Raw genomic sequence first — 11,970 nt, 5'->3', positions numbered from 1 at the left:
GAAGGACGACGCCATGGCCCAGTTCACCGTCAACGCCACCCGATTCGACCCGTACAAGAACTTCAAGTTCCGGCTCAAGTGGGACGGGCGCTACGTGGCCGGCATCAGCAAGGTCAGCGTGCTCAAGCGGACCACAGAGGTGGTCACCCACCGCGACGGCGGCGACCCGAGCAGCAGCCGGAAGTCACCCGGACGCTCGGAGTTCGAGGCCATCACCCTCGAGCGCGGCGTCACCCACGATCTTGACTTCGAGCAGTGGGCGAACAAGGTCTGGAACTACGGATCCGGGCTCGGCGCGGAGAGCTCGCTGAGGGACTTCCGCAAGGACGTGATCCTCGAGGTCTACAACGAGGCCGGCCAGCTCGCCCTGGCCTACACGGTGTTCCGGTGCTGGGTCTCGGAGTACCAGGCGATCCCCGAACTGGACGCCAACGCCAACGTCGTCGCCATCCAATCGATCAAACTCGAGAACGAGGGGTGGGAGCGCGACTACGACGTCGCTGAGCCGTCGGAGCCCTCGTTCGTAGAACCCTGACGAAACCTCGGCGCCCGGAGGGTCTGGCGATGGTCACGGTCGACGAGTCATGGCTCCTGCGGGCGTGGGAGGCAGCCGGCGCGGTGCCGCGCGCCGCCCGTGGAGCGGTGTTCGCCACCGAGGCGGGCGTCACACCCGACCTCGACGCGGCCCTGGACCTGCCGGTCGCCGGGCTGACCGTCCTGCTCGCGCGCCTGTACGCCGAGCAGTTCGGCCCGACTGCCGCCGCCGTGCTGGACTGCACGGCGTGCGGACTCACCCTCGACGTCCAGGTCCCGGTCGAGTCCGTCACGGCGGACGACGGCGGCGCCCAGGTCACGGGACAGGTCACCAACGAGGTCACGACAACCCCGGGACGGCGGTGGAGCGTCCGGGTGCCGACGACGCGGGACCTGCTGGCGGCACGGGAGGAGCCCGACGTCGTCTCCGCCCTGCTGGCCCGTTGTGTCAGCGATCCGGACGCTCACCACAGCGCCGGGACCGACGTGCAGGCAGACCCGGTCGCCCTGACGGCCGATGCCGGGGCGCTCGACGCCGCCCTGGCGGAACTGGCCGGAGCGGCCGCGGCTACGGTGGAGGCCCACTGCCCGGAGTGCGGAGCAACCACGAGCGCCGCTGTGGACATCGCCACGTTCTTGTCCGCCTCGATCGATCGCGACGCACCGTCCCTGCTCGCTGAGATCGCCGACATCGCGGCAGTATTCGGCTGGTCGGAGGCCGAGATCCTGCGCCTGGGCCGCGCGCGACGGACCGCATACCTCGCGCTCGTGCGGGGTGAGCGACCATGACCGGTTTCCTGGCCGTGCTGGCCGCTCGCGCGGTCGGTGAACCGCCGGCGCTGCGACCCCGCCACGTCCACCGCTTCGAGACCGCCGCGAGTGCACCAGGCAGCCAACTCGCTCGCCCACCCGAAGAGCCTGCTCCCACGAACCTCACCGCCGCCGCGCTCGAGGCACCTGATCGCCGCCTCGTCGCCCCGCTCGGCGCACCGGACCGCCGCCCCGCCGCAGACGCCGCCCGGCAGCGTGACGTTCCCGCACCGGAACCTCCGGACCCGACCATCGGGGAGAAGCTGGTACGGCGCACGGCGCGCCAGGCCGCTGTCCAGGCACACGACCAGGCGGCCCGCACAGGCCCGGGCTCGGGGAGGTCCGCTGCGTCGCCGGCCCCTCCCGAACAGCGCACTCGAACGACCGGCACCGGCGATGCTGCGCCCGGCGCCACCGCCAAGCCGGGGCCGCGCGCCTCCCAGTCCGTGACCGGGCCTGCGCCCACCGTCCCAGCCACCCACGGCGCCGCTGCCGTCCCGCAGCCCGAGCGTACGGACTCGCCGCCGCAGGAGCTGCCGCCGCACGCCGCCCGTGCCCGTCCTGAAGACCCCGGTGCGGGCTCCGATGCTGAGGCCGCCCGCGAGCGCACGGACGCTGCCCCGCTGCCGGAGCCTCCTGACCCGGCAGCAGCACCACGTCCGCACACCCGCTACTCCCCCGCCCCTCCGGCCATCGACGTCGCCGCGATCCTGCGCGAGGAGGTCTACCGGGCGCTCGTGGCCCAGCAGGTCCTCACCGCCCGCGAGCGCCCCGTCGTCGCCGAGCCGGGCCACGCTCGCCATCGCCCGGCCCAGGGCGCTGCGGTGCTGCGCGCCGACCGGGTCAGCACCGTTCCCCAGGACGGCCAGACCGGTACGGCCGGCGCCCAGGCCCCCACCGTGCAGGTGAGCATCGGCCGCGTCACGGTGACCCGCGCTCCCGCTGCGCCCCAGCCCCGGGCCGCAGCCCCCGCGCGAGGGCTGGTCGACCATGCCGCCTACCTCGCTCGCCGCCGGGACCACCGATGAGCAACTCCCTGGCGATCGCCGCGGTGACGTCCTCGATCCGCTACGTCCTGGACCGCTCACTCCAGCGCCCACACCCGGGCCCGGTCGGTGGTGCCGGCGTCACGACCCTGCACCCGGGCGAACTCTCCGGAACCGACCTCGCCGGCGACGCCGGCCTCAACGTCTACTGCTACCTCGCCACACCCAACCACGCGTGGAACCTCACCGACCTGCCCACGCGCCGGGCCGATGGGACCACCGTGCAGCGTCCGCTGGCCGCACTCGACCTGCACTACCTCATCACCTGCTACGGCTCGGAGGCCACGCTCGAGACCCAGCGGCTGCTGGGCCGGGCCGTGGCAGCCCTCTCGGCCACATCGGTGCTGGGCCGCGACGTCGTCTCCGCCGCCCTCGAGCTGTACGCCGCGCACTCCGAGACCCCGTTCCTGGCCGACTCCGACCTCGCCGCCGAACTCGAACTCGTGAAACTGGCACCGGTCACGCTGTCGCTGGAGGAGATGTCGAAGCTGTGGGGCGTCCTGGATGTGGCCTACCAACTGTCGCTGACGTACCTAGCGACGGTCGTGCTGGTGGCCGCCGAGGCGTCGCCGAGTCGTAACCTGCCCGTGCGCTCCCCCGCGATCGCGCTGTCGACCTCCGGTCCCATCCACCTGCACGCGGTCACTCCCGAGGTGCCGGATCCGGCGAACGGCGAGCATGGCGTCCTCGTCCTGCGTGGCAGCCGGCTCCTCGCGCCACCGGGCGGGCAGACCCACGTACGGATCGGACCCGCAACCCTGCCCGTCGAGGACGCACGCGCCACCGCAGCCGAACTCCGCATCAGCCTCACCGACGCCGTCCCGGCCGGAGTACACGGCTTGCAGATCCTGCACCGGTCCCCCGCAGGCAGCGCAGATCCTGCACCGGTACGGACCACGTCGGCATCGAACGCGGTACACGTCGTCATCCGTCCGCAGGTCACGATCACCGCGGTCTCGGCGACCGAGGTCACCCTCGGTGTGCGCCCGTCACTGCGGCCCCGGCAGCGCCCGAGTGTGCTGCTGCGCCGCCTGTCCGGCGGGGCCGGCGATGACCAGCAGAGCCTCACCATGGAGTTCCCCCCGGTTGGTCCCGACCAGGACGCTGTCGCCGAACTGACCTTCAGCCACGGGGACCTTCCGGACGGCACGTGGCTTGTACAGCTGCAGGTCGACGGCACCGACAGCATCCCCACCGCCACCGATCAGACCTATGACCAGCCGGCCCTGACGTTGCCGCCGCCATGACGTGGGAGGAGGCGAACCGGGACGCGATCGTGGCCGAGCTCAGCCTCGTGCGGGCCCGGCTGCGCGGTGCTGCCTCGGCTCGCGGAGCCGGCACGGCGCCTTCAGGACAGAACCGGGCACCGAGGAGTGCGCCGGATGCGTCCGCGCACACGGCGCTAGCCGAGGCACGGTCCCGGCTCCACCGGGACTCGAGGTTGGACGAGATCGCGCAGGGATTCGGCCTCACCGAGTTCGAACGGTCGCTCCTGCTGCTCGCCGCCGGTCCGGAGATCGTCGCGGGAACCGCAGCCGATCTCGCGTTGTCCGGCGTGGATCGTGTGACCTTCGGTCTCGCCCTGTCCGTCCTTCCCGGCGCCCACTGGGGTGCGCTGACGCCCAGGGCGCCGCTGCGGTACTGGCGGCTCATCCACCTGATCGACCCGACGTCACCCACGCACAGCCCGATCGTGGCCGACGAGCGGGTGCTGCATCATCTGCTCGGCGCCGGGTATCTCGATCCGGACCTCGCCGCCCTGGCGTGGTCGCTGCCGAACCAGACAGAACTGCCACCGACCCTGGCCACGTCGGCCGCTGCCCTGGTGAGTGCGTGGGACCGCGGCGCCCTAGCCACCATCGCGGGACCGCAACACGCAAACCTGCTCCCGGTCGCCTCGGCGGCCGCCCACCGGATCGGCCATGACCTCTTCGTCCTCGATGCCGGGGACCTGCCGAGCAACGCCGAAGAGCGTGCCCGGCTGCGGCGGCTGATGGAGCGTGAGTCCGTGCTCTCCAGGAGCGCTTGGGCCATCGACGCGACCGGCACGGCGGAGCCCGCGGCCGCGCTACGGACCGTGCGGGACGTCGAGGCCCCGACGGTCGTGGTGCTGGACGAGGGCGGGTCCGTCCGGGGCGAGCCCGGTTCCGACGTGGTGCGGGTGCCGCGGGTCCCCGTGGCCGAGCGACGTGAGGTGCTCGCGGCCGCGTTGGCCGTACGCGGCGAGCACCACGACCGTGGTCGCAGCGTCGAGAACGGGGTCGACGCCAGTTCTGCCGCCGGCGCGTTCGACCTCGCCGTGCCCGACCTGCACGCAGCCGCCCTCGCAACGCGCCGCGGCCAGCCATTGTGGGAGGCGTGCCGGGAACGGGCGAGTAGCCGGTTCACCGGCCTCGCCGCGGTCATCGAGCCGCGGGCGAGCTGGGAACTTCTCGTGCTGCCGGAGGCGCAGGTGGAGCAGTTGCGCGCGCTCGTCGCGGCAGTACGGCACCAGGAGATCGTGCTGGACACCTGGGGCTTCGCCGGGCGATCGGCCCGCGGCCTGGGCACCGCGGCACTGTTCGCCGGGGCGAGCGGGACGGGCAAGACGCTCGCGGCCGAGGTCATCGCGACGTCGTTGCGGCGGGACCTGGTGGTGGTCGACCTCAGCCAGGTGGTGAGCAAGTACATCGGGGAGACGGAGAAGAACCTGCGGCGAGTGTTCGAGGCCGCCGAGGACAGCGGCGCGGTGCTCCTGTTCGACGAGGCGGACACCCTGTTCGGCAAGCGCACCGAGATCCGCGACTCCCACGACCGCTACGCCAACCTCGAGGTCGGCTATCTGCTGCAGCGGATCGAATCGTTCCCGGGCCTGGCGATCCTGACCACCAACGCGAAGTCGGTGCTGGATCAGGCGTTCCTGCGCCGGCTGCGGTTCGTGGTGAACTTCCCCTACCCCGATCCGGTAGCGCGGGAGCGGATGTGGCGCCTCGCCTTCCCTGCGGGCACGCCGCTGACCGGGGTCGACCCGGCCCGGCTGGCCACGATCGATCTGCCCGGCGGCGGCATCGCCGCCGCTGCGCTCACCGCCGCCTACCTCGGCGCGAGCCGCGGTGAGGTCACCGCCGAGGACCTCAGCACCGCCACCCGCTGGGAACTGGCGAAACTCGGGCGGTCCGTCGCCGGGCGGTGAGTGGCCGCGCCGTCCTTGGGCCCCTAGAGTCCACGGCCCGAGAAGATCTGCTCGATCTCGTCCTGCTGGGTGGCCGCGGTCTGCCGTATCACGGACTCCGAGGGCAGCATCTGAGGATCCCCGCGGGCCGCTCCCACGTCGGAGGCATGATCTGCTCGTACGGCCTGGACGGTGCGGTTCACGGCACCGTGGGCGAGGGTACGGAACGCGCGGAGGGCGATGGCCGAACTGTCCCCGAACCTGACCACATCCGCCTCCGGCGTCCTTCCGACGCGACCTCTGATCCGTGCGACCAGCGACAGATCGCGGTTCGGACCGAAGTCCTTGTTCGCCCTGGCCTCGCGGTAGATCAGCACGGTGTGCATCTCGTTGTACTCGGTGTTCGTCACTGCCGGAAGGCCCGCGACCGAGAGCACCGAGCTGATCATCGACCGGGGAATGACGTGCTCGGACCACAGACCCGGACGCGGGGATGGCTGATCCTTGTGGGGAGCCACGTTTCCCACCGGACCCGCACCTGGCTTGAGTGCGTCGGTCGTCTCCTGAGCGTCCGGGTTGATGCTGCCCCGGACCGCCCACCGTTCCCCCGCCGCCGTGAGTTCAAGGGTTCGTAGCCGGTGGCGCCGGCGGATCTGATCGAGTGTCGGCTGCAGGACGCCCGCCGCGACCGGTTCTGAACCGACCCGGTTCGCGGCGTCCACGGCTTCGGCCATACCGGCATCCAGCCGTGCTTGTTTCTCCTCGGCGCTGCCCTCATCGTCTGCGTCCTCTCCCCGCCCCGCTCCGAGGGCGTCGAGCGCCGCCCTACCCAGTCGCAGCGCCTGGGTGATCAGCCAGTCGACCGCCTGCTCCACCATCTGGCGCAGGCTCTGGATGATCTCGACGATCCTCTCCGGGATGTTCCCCAGGCCGACCTGGTTGGCCAGGAAGCCGATCGCCACGGGGATCGCGGCCGCCAGGGCCCGCTCGATCCTCTGTGCGCCCGGGGTGATGTTCCCCGCCGCGACGGCAGCGAGCGTCATCACGTACATGTTGACGATCTCAAGGATCTCTCGGAAGTACTCGATCGCCGACTGCACCGCGTCGAAGAACGCGACCACCGAGTTGACCACGGCCATCACCCCGGTCGGGTCCAGCATCGAGATCAGCCGTGCGGTGACCGCGGTGACCACGCGAGTCATGATCCACTCGCGCGCCTGGGACAGCACCGTGTCCCACAGCCCGCTCAGCCGGCTCACCACGTAGTCCCAGATCGCCGCCAGGCCCCGCTCCTGCACGCCTCGGATGAAGGTCCACGCCCCGGTGAGCATCCCGATCGCCTCGCGGACCTGCGCTACCCGCTCCTCGCCGATGTGTTCGCCGAGTTTGCGCCAGAGGAACTCGCTGCTCAAACCCAGGACCTGCAGCACCAGGTCCAGTGCGGAGGCGAGCGTCCACTGGGTGGGGACGGTGACCCCGATCTGCCCGAGACCGCGGAACAGCCACGCCGTGAGTCCCTCCAGCAGGTAGTTCCCGATGCGGTCGAAGAAGCCGAGGAATCCGGCCTTCAGCGCCTCCAGGAGGTTGATCAGGAAGGCGACCGGGTCCCGTTTGATGTCCTCGATAGCAGCGACGGTGTGGCTGATGATGCTGCTGAGGAGATCGCTCGGGAAGTTCATCAGCCGCAGTACGAGCGTGATCACCACCTCGATGACCACCCGGATGAACCGGAATATCCGGGAGATCGGGTCACCGAACAGGTCGACGATCCGCCTGAAGGTCTCCTGCGGCGTCAACAGGCTCTGCAGGGTGACGTTGTCCCAGACGCCGAGGAAGGTGGAGATGATCAGCGACGGCGTGATCCCGAGGGCGCTCATCTCGTTCTCGATGCGCGTCGCGGCGTCGGCGATGACGCCGGACTCCGCCAGGCTCTGGTAGGTCGCCGCACCACCGGGAAGCAACGTGATGAACCCCTTGATGAGGTTCTCCGCCGTCCTGGGCACGACGTCGCCGGTGAACGGATTCTGCTCGATGATCACGGTGATGAGGTGGAAGCCGGGGACCTGGTGCGCGTGCTCGCTGAGCCAGCCGAGCAACGAGCTCTTCACCAGTTCGAGCACCTTCGCGATGACCGTGAACGCGAATGACGCCACCCCCTGCACCAGCCCGAACGCCTGGGCGGCGAGGGTGGGCAGCGTGCTGAGCAGGTTCGGCAGGTTAGCGGGCTGGATCGCCGCCCACGCGGCGGCGAACAACGCACCGAGTTGGCCCAGCAGACCGCGGAAGGTCCCCACCTGGGTGTCCAGCCAGTCCGCCGTGGCCTGCAGCGTCCCCCGCTCGCGCATCTGCTCCACGACCGCGCCCTGGCCGATGAGTCGCAGGAAGTTCGCGAGGATCTCCACGGTCGGCGCCTCGACCTCGACTCCGCGCAGCGGATCGCGGTGCAGCACCTGCTTCGTCAGGTCCCAGACGGGTTTGATCGCCTCGATGGCCAGGAACGGCTCGGCGAGGTCGACGACGACGGCTCGGACGATGGCGATGACCCGGCCGGCCATCTGCCGGACGACGTTGCGCAGGTCGGTGCAGAAGGCGTCCAGGTAGCGCCGGACGATGGCCAGATTGGCCGCGATCCCGGCACTCAGGGTGAACTCATCGAAGGCGGCGGCGATGTCGGCGACGACGCGCCGGCGGGTCAGCCGGTTGGCCTCCAGCCCGGCGGTGAGGGCATCGAAGACGTGCCCGATCACCTCGGCGGCCTCGAGCACGGCGGCAACGGCGGGCCCGAACGGACCATAGGTCAGCAGCGTCTCGACGAGGGCGTTGCGCTCCACCGTGACGGCCTCACCCGTGATCGGGTCGCGGCCGATCACCTGCGCGACCATCGAGTACCCGGGCAGGTCCCGGGCTCGCGAGCGCACGCCGTCGAGCACCCAGTCGAAGGCGCCCTCTCCCACCTCTCCGACCGCGCGGAGCGCGGCCCCGCCGGCGCCGGCGACAGCACCCGCGGCATCGGAGACGAACCCGGGGACCAGGTCCCCGGCAGCCCAGCACTGCACCCCGAGCGGGGCGCAGGAGATGTGTCCGGCCAGGACGGCGGGAGGTCCGCGCGCCGACCCGGCACCGGTCAGCGCCGGCATCGCCTGCTGGCGCACGTGCACGAGTTCGTGCGCAAGCACCACCGCCCGGGCCACCGGACCGCCCTGCTGTGCCGCTCGCCCGAGCACGACGTGGTTGCCGAACGTGAACGCGTGCGCCTTCCGGGCTGCGGCGGCCTTCCTAGCGGCCGGCCCGTCGTGCACCCGGACTCCGGACAGGTCCACCCCGAGCGCCGGTTCGAACCGCGTGCGCTCGGCTGGTGGCAGTCTCTGCCCGGGCCCGAGGCCGGGGTCGGGTCGCGGGGCCTGCCGGGCCACCAGCGTGGGAGCACGATCGGCGCTGCGGGGAGTCCGCCCCCGCGCAAGTCTCGGACCGAGCGTCCTGGCCTCGCGTTCATGCCGGCCGGCCGGACCGCGCCACAACCGCGGCCGGACCTCTGCCCGCACCGGCACCTCGGCGGCGTCGTGCGTACCGACCACCGGGCTCACGGTCCGGCGCCGCACGCCCGCGGTGTTGGCTGCGGCTCGCCGGGGTCGCGGTGCAGCGGCCCGCTCCGGGCGCCGGACCGGCTCTCGCGCGAGGGTCTCCGGCATCTACTGGGCCCCCACGTAGAACCACTGGACGAACTGGCCGCCGGTCACCTCATCGTCGGTGGGCAGGTCCAACCGGGTGTGGCTGCCGTCGGAGGAGGCGTTCGCATGGGTATTGAGGTGCACCTGCGGGTCGTCCTGGCCGATGATCGCCCAACCGTCGATGATGAACCGGGCGAGAACCAGACCCTTCGGTACCGCCTCGGGGAAGCCGCGGTGCAAGCGCTCCACTCGCTCGCCGAACGTGAGCAGCCAGCCCCTGGTGATCTCGGTGGGTTGCCACTCGATGGGAGCCGTCTCGGTCCCGACCTCACCGTCGAGCCGGGTCGCTCGGAACCCGACCGGCTGGTCCGACCAGAACCGCGCTTCGCCCTCGGTGGGCCACGGCAGGTCGAACTCGACCCGGGCCACGGGCTTTCCCTGCACGCTCTCCTGCAGGACCGGCGCGTCCAGTTCGACCATGATCCCGCTGGCCAGCGTCTCGAGGGTGACCACCTCGTCGTTCAGGAACTCATTCCCGTCCCCGAAGTGCAGGTGCGTGATGTGGATCCCCGGTGGGCGTCCTCCACCGCCCTGCACCGCCCGGTGGGCGCTCACCCGGATCGGCGCGGGCTCGGCGCCCTTGCTGACGATGTCCAGCACATCACTCGGCTGCTTCCGGACGTCCGGCTGCCACCAGAAGGCGGCCACGCCGTCGGCTCCGGTGCGCGCCCGGGCCGAGGACGTCGCTCCCGTCCCGCTGAGGCTGCCCGGGTCCGCCTCACCCGGCTCTGCGGGGACGACGAGACCGCGTTCGCTCGCCTCGGCAGAGACCGCCTGCCCCTCGAGGGGCCCGCACGGGCTGTCCAGGACCACCCGGACCTCACGCGGAACCGTGGCACCCGGCTCGCGCACCTGCTGCCCGTCCCCACCGAGCAGGCGCAGGTCCGCGGTGGTCGCCAACCGCCCGAGCGCGTCCTGGACCGTCGTCGCCCCGGCCATGCCCTCGCAGGCCGGCTGCCAGCCCACCTGGGAGGCGAGGCTGCGCCGGGCGGTCACCCTCACCTGCGCCCCGACCGGCGCACCGGAATCGTCAAGCAGGACGGCGCTGAGCACGTGCGCATCGGGCGCACCATCGAGCAGCCAGCGCACCTGGGCGTGACCGTCGGAGTCGGTCGGCACGGGGATCTCGGAGGGGTCGCCGCTGGTCGGCGGCGCCCCGGGCCCGGGCGCTGAGGGGTCGGAGGCACGCAGGTGGTCGCCATCGGAGGTGAACCGCACGTTCGCACCGGCCACCGGCACTCCCCCGTTGCGCACGGCCACCCGCACCGGCTCCGGCAGCGGCTCACCGGGCAGCGACTCCTGCCCGTCCCCGCCGAGCAGATCGATCGTCACCAACTCGGTCAGCGGCGGGGTGAGGCGCCGACAGTCCGAGACCAGCGTCCACTGCCCGTCGGCGTCACCACCGGTCCGCTCCAGCACACCGACGACGGTGCGCCGCAACTCCGGACCGAGGGGCGGCTGCGCGGCGGGGACCTCGTCTCCCCCGGCGTCGGTCGTCGTCGGCCACTCGATCGTGCCGGACAGGGCCGAGACCCCGTACACCAGCCGCACCGTCCGCGCCGGGATGAGCCAGTAGTCCCCGACGCGGAAGTCGCCACCCCCGAACGTCACCTGGATCCCGTCCTCGAGGTCCTGCGCTGAGGGGCCCACCGGCGCCGGGCCGCCTTCCCAGCGCCGCACGAGCGGCGCCTCACCGAGTTGGCTCATGTCGCCGGCGGCCGGGTCCGAACCCGAGTTGCCGATCCAGGTCACCGGCAGCACGAGCCCGTCCGGAGCGCCGGCCGTGCCGAGCAGCGCCGGCAGGGCGCGCAGCTCACGGTCCCGGCTGGTGATCTCCACCACGTCGCCCTCACCGAAGGACAACTCCTCATCGCGGCCCTCGCGGTCCAGGTGCAGGTTGACGTCCGGCCCGGGCACGGTGGGCTCGGTGATCTGCCGCAGGGCGGCCACCACGCTGCCGTTCTCCCTGGACCACACGTAGTGCGCGGTCCCGTCACCCGCCACCGCTGAGACCTGGACCCGGTACAACTGGTTCTCCAGCCGCCGGTACCCCGCCGACGTGCTGATGAGGCACGGGTCCGACTCCGGGGGCACGTCCGCCAGAGTGGCGGTCATCGTCGGTGGGGTGCGGGTCAGCCAGGCCGCCCCGGCGAGGCCGGCGCACGCATCGGTGTCAGCGACCGGGTGCAGCACCACCTGCCAGACGACCTGGGTGCGGGTGGTGGTGTCCGGCCCGCCGAGCGCGGACTCCAACAGCGCGGGCTCCTCATCACCGGTGACCTCACGGGTCCAGACGTCCAGGACGACGGCGTAGCGGCCGTCGTCGGTCGGCTCCGCCAGGCCGGGCAGGTCCCCGACCGGGCGCAGGAACGGCTGGTCCGTCAGCGCCGGGCCGAGGCCGGAGCCCGGGACCTCCGCGAGGACACCATCGAGGTAGAACCGTCCGCGGGACAGGTGCAGTTCCTCCCACGCCGTACCGGCGGGCGGGTCCTGCGCGGCGTCGGTGAGGGCGAACGCCGCCCCGTCGGCCGGTCCACCGGCACGTCCGATGATGTCGCGGGTGCGCACCTCGTCGTGCCGGGCGGTGATGGCGCCCTGCTCGTTCCAGTCCGCGTCCAGGAGCACCCGACCCTGCTGGAGCAGGACCGAGCGGTACCCTGCGGCAGGGTCGAAGGTCCAGCGGCTGAGGTCTGCGTGCATG

At 71.9% G+C, this 11,970-nt stretch carries 7 protein-coding genes; 5 read left to right on the top strand and 2 right to left on the bottom strand.

Annotated features, from left to right (window positions below):
- The first annotated feature begins 13 nt into the window (after window positions 1-13).
- Genes ACO0LV_RS09925 through ACO0LV_RS09905 form a run of 5 tightly spaced genes read left to right on the top strand, consistent with a single transcriptional unit; the run spans window position 14 to window position 5,562 of the window.
- Window positions 14-535, top strand: a complete 522-nt coding sequence (locus tag ACO0LV_RS09925; RefSeq protein ID WP_424787731.1) for a phage tail protein — start codon at window positions 14-16, stop codon at window positions 533-535.
- Between the two features lie 29 nt (window positions 536-564).
- Window positions 565-1,323, top strand: coding sequence for a hypothetical protein (locus tag ACO0LV_RS09920; RefSeq protein ID WP_424787730.1), 759 nt, complete (start codon window positions 565-567; stop codon window positions 1,321-1,323).
- A complete protein-coding gene (locus ACO0LV_RS09915) occupies window positions 1,320-2,372 on the top strand; it encodes a hypothetical protein (RefSeq protein WP_424787729.1) in 1,053 nt (350 codons plus the stop codon). The genes ACO0LV_RS09920 and ACO0LV_RS09915 overlap by 4 nt, the downstream gene beginning before the upstream one ends.
- Complete coding sequence (locus tag ACO0LV_RS09910) at window positions 2,369-3,637, top strand: DUF4255 domain-containing protein (protein WP_424787728.1); 1,269 nt, start codon at window positions 2,369-2,371, stop codon at window positions 3,635-3,637. The genes ACO0LV_RS09915 and ACO0LV_RS09910 overlap by 4 nt, the downstream gene beginning before the upstream one ends.
- Window positions 3,634-5,562, top strand: a complete 1,929-nt coding sequence (locus ACO0LV_RS09905; RefSeq protein WP_424787727.1) for an ATP-binding protein — start codon at window positions 3,634-3,636, stop codon at window positions 5,560-5,562. The genes ACO0LV_RS09910 and ACO0LV_RS09905 overlap by 4 nt, the downstream gene beginning before the upstream one ends.
- 23 nt (window positions 5,563-5,585) lie before the next feature.
- Here ACO0LV_RS09905 and ACO0LV_RS09900 read toward each other — a convergent pair whose 3' ends face one another.
- Window positions 5,586-9,116 (bottom strand): eCIS core domain-containing protein, encoded by a 3,531-nt coding sequence (locus ACO0LV_RS09900; RefSeq protein ID WP_424787726.1) that lies wholly within the window; start codon window positions 9,114-9,116, stop codon window positions 5,586-5,588.
- 114 nt (window positions 9,117-9,230) lie between these two features.
- Window positions 9,231-11,969 carry a DUF6519 domain-containing protein gene (locus ACO0LV_RS09895; protein ID WP_424787725.1) on the bottom strand — a complete coding sequence of 913 codons (2,739 nt, stop codon included), beginning with the start codon at window positions 11,967-11,969 and terminating at the stop codon, window positions 9,231-9,233.
- Window position 11,970: the final 1 nt, after the last annotated feature.

Source organism: Pseudactinotalea sp. Z1739 (genome assembly GCF_049725055.1).
Taxonomy (GTDB): domain Bacteria; phylum Actinomycetota; class Actinomycetes; order Actinomycetales; family Beutenbergiaceae; genus CALKWS01.
The sequence above is the reverse complement of the archived record's forward strand: the minus strand, read 5'-3'. Positions and strand labels throughout refer to the sequence as shown.

Coding starts and splice junctions, on each gene's coding strand:
- ACO0LV_RS09925 (WP_424787731.1), top strand. CDS start 14: ATGGCCCAGTTCACCGTCAACGCCACCCGATTCGACCCGTACAAGAAC.
- ACO0LV_RS09920 (WP_424787730.1), top strand. CDS start 565: ATGGTCACGGTCGACGAGTCATGGCTCCTGCGGGCGTGGGAGGCAGCC.
- ACO0LV_RS09915 (WP_424787729.1), top strand. CDS start 1,320: ATGACCGGTTTCCTGGCCGTGCTGGCCGCTCGCGCGGTCGGTGAACCG.
- ACO0LV_RS09910 (WP_424787728.1), top strand. CDS start 2,369: ATGAGCAACTCCCTGGCGATCGCCGCGGTGACGTCCTCGATCCGCTAC.
- ACO0LV_RS09905 (WP_424787727.1), top strand. CDS start 3,634: ATGACGTGGGAGGAGGCGAACCGGGACGCGATCGTGGCCGAGCTCAGC.
- ACO0LV_RS09895 (WP_424787725.1), bottom strand. CDS start 11,969: ATGCACGCAGACCTCAGCCGCTGGACCTTCGACCCTGCCGCAGGGTAC.